This is a genomic window from Caballeronia calidae (assembly GCF_900044055.2).
GTDB lineage: Bacteria > Pseudomonadota > Gammaproteobacteria > Burkholderiales > Burkholderiaceae > Caballeronia > Caballeronia calidae.
Genome location: NZ_FCOX02000007.1, coordinates 22,532 through 35,503, shown reverse-complemented (window position 1 = coordinate 35,503; position 12,972 = coordinate 22,532). Strand labels below are relative to the sequence as shown.

Below are 12,972 nucleotides of genomic sequence, written 5' to 3'. Positions count from 1 at the left end.
TGGCCGATGTCCGCATCAGTGGCCGTGCCAGTGCCCTCCGCCACTGCCTCCGCTGAAGCCGATACCGAGCGACACCGACGGCGCCGCGTAATATCCCGGCCCGTACGCGTAGCCATAAGCAGGCGCGTAGCCATAGGCCGGCGCGGGCGCATAGCCGTAAGGCGGCGCGTAGACGCAGCCGCCGAGCGCCGCCGCCAGCACGAGCGCGCCGGGCACGATCAAAGCGCGTGCGACGCGCGCCCCGGTTTGAGTTCGAGTTGAATTTTTCATGGTGATGCCCCGTTCCCCGAGTTCCTGCGCTTACCAGTGCCGATAGCCGTAGCCGCCGCCGTGATGCGCATACCAGTCGCGGCGTCCCCAGTAACGGTAGCCGTCCCAGTAGCGGTCGCCATGCCATCCGACGACGATCGCGGGCGCCGGCGCGACGACGACCGGCGCCGGCTGATACATGACAGGCGGAGGAGGCGGCGCGACATAGACCGGCGCGGGCGGCGCATAGACAGGCGCGGCATAGACCGGCGCGGCATAAACGGGAGCGATGGGAACCCCGAGATTGATGCCGACGCTCACGCGCGCCATCGCCGCTTCGCAGGCGAGCCCTGCCGACAGCGCGATTCCGATCCCGACCAAGCCCTTGATGTTCATTTCTTCCTCTTCTGAGAAGGCCGTCATGAAGACCGCCATGCGATCCCGAATTCACATCCGGCCATGAATCCATGGTAGCCGCGCCCCCTGCGCGCTGAGTTACAAGCCATGTAACAGATGTGAACTCTGAAACGAATGTGCGGAAACACGCGCGGACGGAGCGCCCTCGTGCGCGGGTTGCGCGGCCTTGCGCCGCCGTGGGATAGTTCCGGCTTCGTCAAACGGACGGCGGGACGATGGATCTGTTGCGGAGCATGAGGATCTTTGCGCGGGTGGCGGAAGCGTCGAGCTTCACTGTCGCGGCGCAGCATATGGACATCACCACGGCGCAGGCATCGCGCGCCGTCACCGAGCTCGAGACGCATCTGCGCACGCGCCTCCTGAATCGCACGACACGTCGCGTCGCGCTCACCGATGCCGGCAACCGCTATCTGACACGCTGCAAGGAAGTGCTCGAGCTCGTCGATCTCTCCGAGGCCGAAGCGAGCAACGCGCAGGTTTCACCGAGCGGCGTGCTGCGCATGCATGCGCCGATCACCTTCGGCCAGCACTACGTCGTGCCCGCGCTCACGCGCTATCTGGAAGCGCATCCGCAGGTCCGCGTCGAGCTGACGCTTTCGCAGCAGGTGCCCGACATGCTCGACGAAGGCTACGACGTCTTCCTGCAGGTCACCACGTCCACCCTGCCCGACTCCGCGCTCGTCTCCACGAAAATCTGCTCGATGCCGAGCGTGCTCTGCGCATCGCCGGCTTATCTGAAGAAAGCGGGCATCCCGCGCGATATCGGCGATCTGTCGGGCCACGCGTGCCTGCAACTCGTGACGACGTTCTTCCCCGTCGACCGATGGACCTTCGAAGGTCCGCGCGGACAGGTCGAGATGGAGCTGGACCCCGGCCGCCTGCGCGTGAATTCCGCCGATGCGCTCGCCGTCGCGCTGTCGAACGGTCTCGGCATCGCGCCCTTGCCGATGCTCTCGGCGCTGCCGTGGCTCCAGAGCGGCGCGCTCGTGCGCGTGCTGCCCGAGTGGGAACTCCAGACGATGACCATCTACGCGATGTACGCGTCCCGCCAGTATCTCGACGCGAAAATCCGTACGTGGATCGCGTTTCTGCGCGAATTCGTCGAAGGAACGCTCGCAAACGAACCGGCCTGAGCACGCCGGCAAACATCGCATCCCTAATACAAATCGACTGCCCAGGTGCGAGACCCGGCGCAACTGAACGCATAGTTGCAAGCATGCTTCGGAACACTAAACTGCTTGATGGTGCGCCTGCATTCGTCGACGACGATGCACCGCAACAGAAAGGAGTCGGCCGACATGATCAGGACTCTGCGCACAGGCATCGCGTCCCCCGCGCTGCGACTCTGCATGGCCGCGCTTCTCGGCGCGACATTCACGCTTGCACATGCGGGGCCGAGCGGCGGGCGCGTCGTCGCGGGCGCCGGCTCGGTCACGAGCGCAGGCGCGAGCACGACCATCCAGCAGAACAGCGGCCGCCTCGCGATCGACTGGAATTCGTTCAGCACGCGCCCGGGTGAATCCATCACGTTCAATCAGCCCGGCGCGAATGCGATCGCGCTCAATCGCGTCGTCGGTCCGCGCCCTTCGGCGCTCTTCGGCAGGCTCGACGCGAACGGCCAGGTCTTTATCGTCAATCCGAACGGCGTGATCTTCGGGCCGGGCGCACAGGTGAACGTGGGCGGGCTGCTCGCGTCGACGCTGAATCTGTCGACGAACGATTTCATGAGCGGCCATTACACCTTCGCGGGCGGCGAGCGCTGGCATCACCATCATCACGACGACGGCGCGGCGGTCGTCAATCTCGGCTCGATCAAAAGCGCGCCGGGCGGCTATGTCGCGCTGATCGGCGCGCGCGCGATCAACGCCGGCACGATCGACTCCCCCGGCGGGTTCGCCGCGCTCGCAGCGGGCGAGCGCATCGCGGTGACGCTCGGCGATCACAGCATGATCGGCCTGTCGGTGGAACGCGGCGCACTGCACGCGCTCGCCGCCAATCACGGTCTGATTCAGGCCGATGGCGGTCAGGCATGGCTCGCCGCGAGCGCCGAAGACGCGCTCTTCGCGAATGTCGTGAACAACACGGGCATCATCCGCGCGCGCAGCGCCGTGAACCAGAACGGCGTGATCCGGCTCGTGGCCGACAGCGGCATCGTGCAGGTCGGCGGCACGCTCGACGCGTCCGCGCCGGGCGGCGGCAACGGCGGCATCATCGAGACGGCGGGCACGCAGGTGCGCGTCGCGCCCGATGCGCAGGTCACGACGGCGGCGGCCTCGGGGCGAACCGGCACGTGGCGCATCGCGAGCGATTTCGCCGCGCTCGTCGGCTCGGGCGACCGCTTCGGGCAGCGCTTCGGCACGATCCAGAGCACGACGCTCTCGCGCGTGCTCGAATCGACCAATGTGTCGATCAGCGCGGCTGCGCCTTCGGGCTTCGAGCCGTTCGGCTTCGTGCTGATCGATGGCCCGGTCGCGTGGCGCGGCGCCAACACGCTTGCGCTCGCGGCGCAAAGCGGCATCCAGCTCGACGCGCCGATCAGCGCGCCGCGCGGCACCCTGTCGATGACGACCGCCGGCGCGGCCACGCAGCGCGCGCCCATCGAAGCGGCCAATGTCGCGCTGCAAGGCGGCGGCACGTATCGGCTGACGAACGCGGGCAATCGCATCGGCACGCTGGCCGCCGATGCCGCCACGGTCACCATCGACGATAGCGCGCCGCTCACCATCGGCAGCGTTGCCGGATTGACGGGCGTGTCGGCGAGCGGCGCGGTCACGCTCACGGCGCCGTCGCTCACGCTCGACGCGCCGGTCTCGAGCCGCGCGAGCGGCACGGCCATCACGCTCGCCGCCGCGACCTTCGACAATCGCGCGGGCTCGCGGGCGCTTTCCGCGCCGAACGGCCGCTGGCTCGTCTACACCGATTCGCCCGACGCCGACGCGTTCGGCGGCCTGCAAAGCGGCAACCTCGCGCTCTGGGGCGACGCGTACACGGGCGGCGCCGATGCACGCGCGGCGGCGTCGCCGGGCAACCGCTTCGCGTTCGACGCGCTCCAGCAGGTCACATTGACGGCGATCAACATCGACGTGCCGTTCGCCACGCCGCGCACGCTCGGCCCCAACGACGTCACGATCGCGCTGCGCTACAACGGCGCGAAGTACGGCAACGCCTTCGCGGACAGCCCGACCGTTCACGAACCTTTCATCTTCACGGTGACGAGCACGGGCGCGGCGCCGGGCGCGCCGAGCGGCACCTACGCGATCACGGTCACGGCGTCGGGCGGTCCGACCGGCTACAAGATCACGACGCAAGGCGGCACGCTGCGCATCGCCGGCGCGCCGACGCCGCCCGCTCCCCCGGCGCCGCCTACGCCGCCTGCGCCGCCCCAACAGCCCGTGGCGCCGCAACCGCCGGAATCGGTCGTGACGACCGTGGCGGCGCTGCCCGGCGTTCTCGATTCCGCGCGCACCGACGCCGCCAATCCCCCGCATCTCTTCGACGCGACGCCGGGCCTCCAGCCGGTGTCGGCACCGCTCGTGCGGCAGCGCACCGATTCGTCGAGCGACGGCAGCCGCCTGCCGGACGACGCATGGCCCGGCCACGTATGCCGTATGTGAGGGCGCGGCGCGTGCGACGCTTCGGGCCTCACGCACAATGCCGGCGCGTCGCGGCGCGGCGGCTCGCCGTGCTGTTCGCGACGCTCGTCGCCGCGACCGCGCGCGACATGCGCGATGTGCACGCACAGGCGCTGCCGAACGCGGGCAGCACCCTGCGCGAGCAGCAGCAGCAAGCGCCCGTGCCGCCGCCGCCGTCCGATCTGCGCCTGAACGTGACGCCCGCGCCCGAGCCGCCGCCGCCCGCAGCGGGTGCGCCGGGCGGCATCCGCTTCGAGGTGAAAGGCTTCGCGTTCACCGGCAACACGCTCTTTTCGTCGGCGGAATTGCTCGATGTCGCGCGCCCTGTCATCGGTCCGGATCGCTCGCTCGACGATCTCGAAAACGCCGCCGATCGCGTGAGCGCGTTCTACCGCCGCCACGGCTATCTGGTCGCGCGCGCCTATGTGCCGCCGCAGCAGATCGATAACGGCATCGTGCGCATCGCGGTGAGCGAGGGGCGCTATGGGCACATCGGCATCGACAACCGGTCGCGCACGCGCGATCCGGTCATCGCGCGCTTCTTCAGCACGCTCAAACCGGGCGATGTCATCGACGAGCACGCCCTCACCCGCGCGACGCTGCTCGCGCAGGACGCCGCCGGCACGACGGGCGCGAATGCGACGATCTCGCCGGGGCTTCTGCCGGGCACATCGGACATGACACTGCAGATGCCGCAGGCGCGGCCGCTTTCCGGCAGCGTCCAGGCCGACAACTACGGCCAGACGACGACCGGCACCGCGCGGCTGATCGGCGCGCTGCAATGGAACAATCCGCTCGGCATCGGTGACCAGCTCGGCGCGCGGCTGCTCGGGTCGATCACCGGGCAGTTCTACGGCAACATCGGCTATACGGTGCCGGTCGGCGGCAGCGGGCTCGCGTGGGGCATCGGCTACACGCGCTCGACGTATTCGGTCGGCGGCCAGTTCGACGAGCTCGACGCCTACGGCAGCGCGAACGTGTTCTCCACCTTCGTCAGCTATCCGCTATTGCGCGCGCCGTCGGCGAACGTGTACACGACGCTCGGCTACGACCACAAGCTGCTGTCGGATCACCTGGGCGCGTTCGATTCCGTCAGCGACAAGACGAGCGATGTCGGGCGGCTCGGGCTGTCGGGCAATCTCACGCTCGAAAAGAGCATCACCACGTTCGATACGAGCATCCAGCAGGGCAATCTGCGCTACAAGTCGCCGCAGCAGGAGCAGATCGCATCGCAGATCGCGGGCTCGTTCACGAAGTTCGTGTTCGCGGTGACGCACCTGCACGTGATCGGCGATCAGGCCAACGGCACGCAGCTCTACTTTTCGCTGACCGGCCAGGCCAGTTCGCACAATCTCGATTCGTCGGAACAGATCTCGCTCGGCGGCCCGTACGCAGTGCGCGCCTACGCGACCGGCGACGCGCCCGTCGACGAAGCGTATATCGCGACCTTCGAACTGCGGCAGACGATCAAACAGTCGCTCGTGCCGGTGCTCGTCACGCTGGCCGGTTTTGTCGATACCGCCGATGGCAGGATCGTCGCGCATCCGGTCGTGCCGGGCACCAATCACGTGCGGCTCTCGGGGCTGGGCGTCGGCGCGACCTTTACCGCGCCGCACGACTATTTGCTGTCGATGTCCTACGCGCACACGCTCGGCCATGTTCCGCCGACGCTCGGCACCGGCCACGCGAACCGCTTCTGGGTCGCGCTTACGAAGTCCTTCTGAGGCCGATCATGACGCGCGCCCGACACCTTCTCCTGCTACTTCTGCTGCTGACCGTGCGCGCCGCATGCGCCGAGCCGGTCGCGACGATCACCGCGCTCGTCGGCAATGTCGCGATCCAGTCGGCGGGCGGCGCGCAGCGCGTGGCGGCGGTCGGCGGCGGCATCGACAACGGCGACACCGTGCAGACCGGCGTCGCGTCCGAAATCGTGATGATCTTCACCGACAGACAGCGCGTCTATCTGAAGCCCGGCTCGGTGTTTCGTGTCGACGATTTTCATTACGCGGCGAACGCCCCGCAGGAAGATCGCAGCTTTCTCTCGCTCGTCAAAGGCGGCTTGCGCGCGGTCGACGGGCTCGTCGCGAAGGAAGGCAAGCCGGAGAACTATCGCGTGAAGACGCCGACCTCGACCATCGGCATACGCGGCACCGAATACTCCGTCACCGATTGCGCGAACCTCGAGCCCGGCGGCAACGCCGACTGCAAGGGCGACCAGATCGTCGTGTATGACGGGCAGATCGTCGTGATCAATCAGGTCGACAGGCAGATCGTGCGCGCGGGCGAAGGCACGATCGTCATCAGCGCGCGGCTGCCGTTTCACGTGCTGCCGGCATCGCGGGTCACGCCGGTGGTGCCGTCGGCGGCGTGCCGCTAGCGGGAGCCGCGATGAACGCGCACGGCATCGCGGGCGAGCAGATCCGGGCGGCGCGATGAACAGGCGCGAGCCGCTCGCGTTCGCGCTGCGACGCTCGGGCGCGCGCTGGGCGCTGGGGCTCGCGATCGTCGTCGCGCTCGCGGGACACGTGCTTGCGCGCTACGACATCCGCTTCGTCGAGTCGCTCGACGCGATGATCTACGACGCGAAGGTGCGCCTCTTCATGCCGCGCACGACCGATGCGCGCATCGCGATACTCGACATCGACGAGAAAAGTCTCGCGGAGCTCGGCCGCTGGCCGTGGGATCGCGCGCGCATGGCGGCGCTCGTCGATGCGCTTTTCTCTCGCGAGCGCATCGCGGTGCTCGGCTTCGACATGGTGTTCGCGGACCCCGACGCGAGCTCGGGCCTTCCCGTGCTCGACGAGCTCGCGCGCGGCGCGCTCGCGGACGACGCCGGTTATCGCCGCGCGCTCGACGCACTCGCGCCGCGCCTCGACTACGACCAGCGCTTCGCCGATGCACTCGCGGGCCATCCCGTCGTGCTCGGCTACTACTTTTCGAATCAGGATGCGTCGAGCGGCGCGATTGCCGCGCCGCTCATGAGCGCGGGCGCGTTCGGCACGCATCCGTTCACGCTCTTCGACTGGACGAGCTACGGCAGCAATCTTCCCGCGCTGCAAAAGGCGGCGCGGCGCGCGGGCTATTTCAATCCGGTGATCGATTTCGACGGCTCCGTGCGCCGCGTGCCGCTCGTCGCCGCATACCGCGACGGCGTGTACGGCGCGCTGTCGCTCGAAGTGATCCGCGCGCTGTTCGGCGACGCTTCGGTCACACCGATCTTCGACGACCCTCACGATCCCGCCGCGCCGCTCGCGGGCCTCGCGCTGACGACGCCGCGCGGCACGCGCATCGTTCCCGTCGATGAAAACGGCGCGGCGCTGGTGCCGTATCGCGGCGCGGCGGGCAGCTTTCCGTACTACTCGATCGCCGATGTGCTCGCGAAGCGCATTCCGGCGGGCGCGCTCGCGGGCAAGATCGCGCTCGTCGGCACCACGGCGCCGGGCCTGATGGATCAGCGCACGACGCCCGTCGGCGAGGTGTATCCGGGCGTCGAGGTGAACGCGAATCTGATCGCCGGCATGCTCGACGGCACGATTCGCTTCGAGCCGCCGTTCGCCCCGGCGGTGCAGACGCTCGCGCTCGCCGTCGCCGGTCTCGCGATGATCTTCCTGTGGCCGTGGCACACGCCCGCCCGCGCGACGCTCCTGAGCGCGCTGCTGGTCGCCGCGATCGTCGCGGCGGACCTGTACGCATTCGCGCGGCCAGGCTGGTCGATTCCGGTGGCGTCGCTGCTGCTCGCGGTGCTCGCGCTCTATGTGCTCAACATGTCGTACGGCTATTTCGTCGAGGCGCGCGCGAAACGCCATTTCGCCGCGCTCTTCGGGCAGTACGTGCCGCCCGAGCTCGTCGAGGAGATGAGCCGCCATCCCGAGGACTACAGCATGGCGGGCCGCCGCGCGGAGCTGACCGTGCTGTTCTGCGACGTGCTCGGCTTCACCGCCATCGCCGAAACGCTGGAGCCGGAAGCGCTCGCGCGCCTGATGAACGAGTATCTCGGCACGATGACCGCGGTGATCCGCGCGCATCGCGGCACGCTCGACAAGTACATCGGCGATGCGATCATGGGCTTCTGGGGCGCGCCCGTCGACGATCCGGATCACGCGCGCCATGCGGTCGCGGCGGCGCTCGGCATGCGCGCGGCGCTCGTCGATCTGAACCGCACGCTGACGGCGCGCGGCTGGCCGACGCTATGGATCGGCATCGGCATCAATACGGGGCCGATGACCGTCGGCGACATGGGCTCGTCCGTGCGCAAGGCCTACACCGTGATGGGCGATGCGGTGAACGTCGCGGCGCGGCTCGAAGGGCTCACGCGGCGCTTCGATATCGACATCATCGTCGGCGAGGCGACGCGCGAGCAGGTGCCCGATGTGATCTTCCGCGAGATCGACCGCGTGCGCGTGAAGGGACGCGTCGCGCCGATCGCGGTGTTCGAGCCGCAGCCGCCGCATGAACATGCCGATGCGCTCGCGCGCTGGCACGCGGCGCTCGCGCACTATCGCGCGCGCGAGTGGAACGAGGCGGAAACGCTACTCGCGACGCTCGCGGCGCAGTATCCTGAGCGGCAGGTGTATGCGATCTATCGCAAGCGTATCGATGCGCTGCGCGGCGTCGAATTGCCCGAAGACTGGGACTGCGTGAGCGCATTCGATACGAAGTGATATCGGTTGGGCGGACCAGCAAGGCTGCATCATGAACGTTCGGGTACTCGGCTGTAGCGGCGCGATCGGCAGCAGCAGCGGCGCTGCGCTGGAGCCGGGCGGCACGACGGCGCTGCTCGTCGACGACGACCTGCTGATCGATGCCGGCACGGGCGTCGGCGTCTTGAGCGACGACCAGCTCGCGCGCATCGATCATGTGTTCCTCACGCACTCGCATCTGGATCACATGGGGTATCTGCCGCTCATGATCGACGCCGTGAGCGATGCACGCGACGCGCCGCTGACGGTCCACGCGAGCCGCGCAACGCTCGATATCCTGCGCGCGCATGTCTTCAACAATCTGATCTGGCCGGACTTCACGCGCATTCCTTCGCCGCAGGCGCCGGGCGTATGTTTCGAAGCGCTGGAAACCGGCGAACGTGTGACGCTGAATGGTCGCATCGTGACGGCTTTGCCCGCGCGACACGTGGTGCCGTCGATGGGATATGCGCTTTCCACCGATCATGCGTCGCTTGCGTTCAGCGGCGACACCACGACGAATCCGGAATTCTGGGCCGCGGTGTCTGCGTTGCCGGGATTGCGTTACGTGATCGTCGAGACCGCGTTTCCCGATGCGCAAATCGGTCTGGCGCGCGCGGCGCATCACTACTGCCCGAAGCTCATCGCCGACGATCTGCGCGGCGTCGGGATTCACGCCGAGCTGCTGATTTCGCATCTGAAACCGCCGCACGGCGCGCAGATCATCGACGAACTGCGCGCCGCGTTGCCGGGGGTTGCGTTGCGTGCGTTGCGGGCGGGTGAAGTGCTGGAGCTGTGATGTCCGGGCGATAGTTGCATCGCTAACTAGTTGCGCGCTTAAGGCATAGTTCAGCGCGTGCCCGCCACCGCGCGACGTTCGATGGACGGCATGTTCGGCAGCAAATCGCCTCGCGCCATCGCTCGCACCGTTCCCGCGATCAGCACGCCGATCACCACGTTCGCCACGATGAACGCCACAGGCGCGATCCACTCCACCGGTCCCGTCGCGCCGCGTTCGAGCATGCGGATCGTCATCGTCGGCAATGCGGCCGCGCCGAAGCTGAACGCCCAGTACGAAGGCGTGAACGCGTTCTGACGAATCCACGGGACGAGACGCGCAAGCATCAGCGCCTGATAGAGCCCGTAGCCGAGCAGCATGTAAGCGAACGTGTCCGGTGCGCCGTGCGTGATCGCGAGATACGACACGCCTCCGACCACCGGCGGCGCGAGCTGGATGCCCAGGCTCGGGCGCAGCGCTTCGGGCAGCGGCTCATGCACCGCCGCGCGATGCAGCACGATCGATTCGATCGCGAGCCACGAGAACACGCCCGCGCCGAAGAACAACATGCCGGTCTGCGTGAAGCCGAGGCCGGCTGCCGCCGTCCCCGCGACGAAGCTCGGCGCGACCGTCGGCAGATAGACGGCCGGCGTGGTCAGCTCCGGCTTGCGGCCGCCTTGCCAGAAGCGTCCGTGCAGATACGCGCCGAGCGCGAGCGAACCCGATACGCCGACGACGAACAGCGCAATCGCGAGGCCGCGCGAATACGTCTGCACGGCTTGCGCGGCGAGCATCGTCGACACCGGCACGAGCGCCGCGAACGAAGACTGCACCGGATGACGCATTTCGGCGCTCGCCGCGTCGCGTTCGACGAGCCACTTGCGCCCGTAGGCGATCAGAAGCGCGAGCCAGACGACCAGTGCCAGCGCCGTCAGCAGCGCGGGCGCGGCAGCGGGAATCGGCCATACGCGGGCCGCCGCGCGCCATGCACCGGCGAGCGCGAGCGCGCCGACCGCGATGCCGAAGAACGCCACCGGCATCGGTGCACCTTGTCGCGCGCCATTGTTCGTATCATTGTTGCCGTTCATTGCCCTTCTCCTTGAAGTGCGTCGAAAGCGCGGAACGCTCTCGTTGCGTCGTTGGAGAAAGGTTAGTGGCGGCGGCTTCGCGCGCGAATGTCGCAGCGTCTCGTTCGTCTGCTCGCGCGTCTCAAAGTCGTATCACTCGCCGCCGCGCAGCTTCACCGCGATATCGTGCCAGTCGCTCACCGCGTGCTTCAGTTCCCGGCACAGCTTCGGGTCGAGCGCATCGAGACGCGCCCACAAGTTCGTGAGGGTCTCCTCGCGCGCCTCGAACACGGCTACCGCCGCGAGCCTGCTTGCGCCGCACAGACGCGCCTCGGCATCGACGCACTCCATGTAGAGATGCGCGAGATGCGGGTCCGCCAGCTCGACAGGACGCAAAGGAACAGCGGTAAAGCGTGACTTCATGATGATTTCCCCGGTCTTCTTTTTTTATCGACGTGAGCGCTTTCGCATCACGATTGGGCAAGAGTATGAAGGCCCGGTAATTGCCCTGACAAGCCGAATCATGTGCGCTTCGTGCGATACGGATCCAGCAAACGTTTTCGCTCTCGACGCATGGGATATCGCGACGGCCAAGCGGTAACATGACCGTTATGAACCGTCCCACTTCTTCCACTTCGCGTGCTTCGTCAACCTCCGCAAAGCAGGCACACGGCAAACGCCGCGGCCTCCTGCGCGGCGTCTTCGCGCTGCGTCATTCATGGGCCGGCCTCGTGGCAACGTGGCGGGAGGAAAGCGCGTTTCGTCAGGAAGCGTGCGTCGCCGCCGTGCTGCTGCCGATCGCCGCGTTCGTTCATGTGAGCGCGCCGGAGCGCGTGCTGCTCGCGGCGTCGGTCCTGCTGGTCTTGCTCGTCGAACTCATCAACTCCAGCATCGAAGCGGCCGTCGATCGCATTTCGCTCGAACGTCACGAGCTCTCCGGACGCGCGAAGGATTGCGGCAGCGCAGCGGTGACCGTCGCGCTCGTGATCGCCGCGATGACCTGGGGCGTGATCTGCGGGCCGCTCGCATGGCACTGGCTGCGCGGGCACCTGTAGAACGGGGAGATTCATCGGGAGGAGTCATGCACGCGTCCGTCTCTCATGCGTGGCCCACCGCGGCGGATATCGTGATGATCCCCGCTGCCCTCATCGCGCTCGCGGTCGTCGAAGTGTTTCATCCGCATCCGCACGATCTGATGCAACTCGACACCAACGCGTGGCTCGCCGTGCATTACGCGCAGATTCCGCTTTTCGCGCTCGCGGCCATCGCCATCGCGGCGCTGGTGCGCGGGCTTCCGGGCATCGCGCCGGTCGTGTGCCGCATCGCCATGTTCGTGTTCGCGACGAGCTATATCGCGTTCGATACGGCGGCGGGCGTCGTCGTTGGCATCGTCGTCGAGGCCGCGCGCGCCTCGGGCGATGCGAACGCGTGGCGCATGGCCATCGACGCGATCTGGACGCATCCCGTCGTCGGCAGCGCGCCGAAGTTCGCGCTGCCGCTCCTCGCCGTGCTGGGATCGATCGCATTGAGCGTCGGCGCGGCGGCGGCCGCCGTCGCATTGCGCGCAGACGGGCGCTCGTGGCCGCCGCTCGTGCTGCTCGTGATCGCGAGCTTCGGCATCGCGCTCTTCAGGACGCATGCGTGGCCTGGCGGGCCGCTCACGTTCGGCGGCATGGGCATCGCGGCGGCATGGCTGCTGTGGGAAGCGCGGCGCGGCTGAATCGCTTCGACACGAACGCGTGACGCGCCCGACGTCGGCGGAGAATAATAGGCGGCGAATCCCGCGCCTTCAATACGCCCTCAACGACAGGAATTCAAGCCGATGAATCGACGCTTCCGCTCGTGCGTTCTTCCTTTTGCCGCGCTCCTTCTCGCCGCCTGCAGCACACCCGTCGAATTCTCGGCGAGCGCGAACCCGCCCTCTTTCAACAACGACGGCGACGCCGATTTCAGCGGCATGGACAACGCGATGTCCACGTGCAAGGCCGCCGCGAAGAAAGCCGGCGCGGGCCGTTGCACGCAGGTGCGCGCCTACGAGGCGTGCATGAAGGACAAGGGCTACATCACCGTGCTCGGCCCGGAGAATCCGCCGAACTGCGGCCAGCCCGAATGGGAGCAGGACGTGCGCAAATGGCTGAAATGAGACCGTG

Annotated in this window: 13 protein-coding genes; 9 read left to right on the top strand and 4 right to left on the bottom strand. The window is 67.8% G+C overall.

All coding sequences use genetic code 11. The annotated features are described in order from the left end of the window. Positions 1-15: 15 nt before the first annotated feature. On the bottom strand, positions 16-270 hold the full coding sequence (locus tag AWB78_RS09280) for a hypothetical protein (RefSeq protein ID WP_232477656.1): 255 nt from the start codon (positions 268-270) through the stop codon (positions 16-18). Between the two features lie 30 nt (positions 271-300). Next, on the bottom strand, positions 301-645 hold the full coding sequence (locus AWB78_RS09275) for a hypothetical protein (protein ID WP_062604437.1): 345 nt from the start codon (positions 643-645) through the stop codon (positions 301-303). Positions 646-881: 236 nt separating this feature from the next. Between AWB78_RS09275 and AWB78_RS09270 the strand changes: the two genes are divergently transcribed. The 6 genes from AWB78_RS09270 (at position 882) to AWB78_RS09245 (ending at position 9,776) form a co-directional block, all read left to right on the top strand. Further along, positions 882-1,799: a LysR family transcriptional regulator gene (locus tag AWB78_RS09270; RefSeq protein WP_062604277.1), complete on the top strand. Its 918-nt coding sequence runs from the start codon at positions 882-884 to the stop codon at positions 1,797-1,799. 165 nt (positions 1,800-1,964) lie between these two features. Further along, a complete protein-coding gene (locus AWB78_RS09265) occupies positions 1,965-4,280 on the top strand; it encodes a two-partner secretion domain-containing protein (protein WP_232477655.1) in 2,316 nt (771 codons plus the stop codon). Beyond that, positions 4,253-6,022, top strand: coding sequence for a ShlB/FhaC/HecB family hemolysin secretion/activation protein (locus AWB78_RS09260; protein WP_232477654.1), 1,770 nt, complete (start codon positions 4,253-4,255; stop codon positions 6,020-6,022). Before AWB78_RS09265 ends, AWB78_RS09260 begins: the two co-directional genes overlap by 28 nt. An 8-nt stretch (positions 6,023-6,030) precedes the next feature. Further along, the gene (locus tag AWB78_RS09255) at positions 6,031-6,675 is read left to right on the top strand and encodes a FecR family protein (RefSeq protein WP_062604275.1); all 645 of its coding nucleotides are present in this window, start codon (positions 6,031-6,033) and stop codon (positions 6,673-6,675) included. Positions 6,676-6,730: 55 nt separating this feature from the next. Continuing rightward, on the top strand, positions 6,731-8,959 hold the full coding sequence (locus AWB78_RS09250) for a CHASE2 domain-containing protein (protein ID WP_062604274.1): 2,229 nt from the start codon (positions 6,731-6,733) through the stop codon (positions 8,957-8,959). A gap of 31 nt (positions 8,960-8,990) precedes the next feature. Then, positions 8,991-9,776, top strand: a complete 786-nt coding sequence (locus tag AWB78_RS09245) for a 3',5'-cyclic-nucleotide phosphodiesterase (RefSeq protein ID WP_062604273.1) — start codon at positions 8,991-8,993, stop codon at positions 9,774-9,776. A 50-nt stretch (positions 9,777-9,826) separates the two neighbouring features. Here AWB78_RS09245 and tehA read toward each other — a convergent pair whose 3' ends face one another. Both tehA and AWB78_RS09235 read right to left on the bottom strand, forming a co-directional pair. Next, entirely contained in the window at positions 9,827-10,843 is a 1,017-nt protein-coding gene (tehA, locus tag AWB78_RS09240; protein ID WP_062604272.1) for a dicarboxylate transporter/tellurite-resistance protein TehA, read from the bottom strand. Positions 10,844-10,975: 132 nt separating this feature from the next. Further along, entirely contained in the window at positions 10,976-11,245 is a 270-nt protein-coding gene (locus AWB78_RS09235) for a hypothetical protein (protein WP_062604271.1), read from the bottom strand. A gap of 188 nt (positions 11,246-11,433) precedes the next feature. On the opposite strand from AWB78_RS09235, the gene AWB78_RS09225 reads away from it, so the two are divergent. The 3 genes from AWB78_RS09225 to AWB78_RS09215 all read left to right on the top strand — a co-directional run bounded on the left by AWB78_RS09225 (position 11,434) and on the right by AWB78_RS09215 (position 12,965). Then, on the top strand, positions 11,434-11,877 hold the full coding sequence (locus tag AWB78_RS09225) for a diacylglycerol kinase (protein WP_062604435.1): 444 nt from the start codon (positions 11,434-11,436) through the stop codon (positions 11,875-11,877). A 26-nt stretch (positions 11,878-11,903) separates the two neighbouring features. Continuing rightward, the gene (locus tag AWB78_RS09220) at positions 11,904-12,542 is read left to right on the top strand and encodes a hypothetical protein (RefSeq protein ID WP_062604269.1); all 639 of its coding nucleotides are present in this window, start codon (positions 11,904-11,906) and stop codon (positions 12,540-12,542) included. Positions 12,543-12,644: 102 nt separating this feature from the next. Continuing rightward, complete coding sequence (locus tag AWB78_RS09215; protein WP_062604268.1) at positions 12,645-12,965, top strand: hypothetical protein; 321 nt, start codon at positions 12,645-12,647, stop codon at positions 12,963-12,965. Positions 12,966-12,972: the final 7 nt, after the last annotated feature.

What these genes read in the sequence shown, in the direction of transcription:
- AWB78_RS09260 (WP_232477654.1), top strand. Translation starts at nt 4,253, where the DNA reads ATGGCCCGGCCACGTATGCCGTATGTGAGGGCGCGGCGCGTGCGACGC.
- AWB78_RS09215 (WP_062604268.1), top strand. Translation starts at nt 12,645, where the DNA reads ATGAATCGACGCTTCCGCTCGTGCGTTCTTCCTTTTGCCGCGCTCCTT.
- AWB78_RS09275 (WP_062604437.1), bottom strand. Translation starts at nt 645, where the DNA reads ATGAACATCAAGGGCTTGGTCGGGATCGGAATCGCGCTGTCGGCAGGG.
- AWB78_RS09255 (WP_062604275.1), top strand. Translation starts at nt 6,031, where the DNA reads ATGACGCGCGCCCGACACCTTCTCCTGCTACTTCTGCTGCTGACCGTG.
- AWB78_RS09235 (WP_062604271.1), bottom strand. Translation starts at nt 11,245, where the DNA reads ATGAAGTCACGCTTTACCGCTGTTCCTTTGCGTCCTGTCGAGCTGGCG.
- AWB78_RS09220 (WP_062604269.1), top strand. Translation starts at nt 11,904, where the DNA reads ATGCACGCGTCCGTCTCTCATGCGTGGCCCACCGCGGCGGATATCGTG.
- AWB78_RS09280 (WP_232477656.1), bottom strand. Translation starts at nt 270, where the DNA reads ATGAAAAATTCAACTCGAACTCAAACCGGGGCGCGCGTCGCACGCGCT.
- tehA (WP_062604272.1), bottom strand. Translation starts at nt 10,843, where the DNA reads ATGAACGGCAACAATGATACGAACAATGGCGCGCGACAAGGTGCACCG.
- AWB78_RS09250 (WP_062604274.1), top strand. Translation starts at nt 6,731, where the DNA reads ATGAACAGGCGCGAGCCGCTCGCGTTCGCGCTGCGACGCTCGGGCGCG.
- AWB78_RS09265 (WP_232477655.1), top strand. Translation starts at nt 1,965, where the DNA reads ATGATCAGGACTCTGCGCACAGGCATCGCGTCCCCCGCGCTGCGACTC.
- AWB78_RS09270 (WP_062604277.1), top strand. Translation starts at nt 882, where the DNA reads ATGGATCTGTTGCGGAGCATGAGGATCTTTGCGCGGGTGGCGGAAGCG.
- AWB78_RS09245 (WP_062604273.1), top strand. Translation starts at nt 8,991, where the DNA reads ATGAACGTTCGGGTACTCGGCTGTAGCGGCGCGATCGGCAGCAGCAGC.
- AWB78_RS09225 (WP_062604435.1), top strand. Translation starts at nt 11,434, where the DNA reads ATGAACCGTCCCACTTCTTCCACTTCGCGTGCTTCGTCAACCTCCGCA.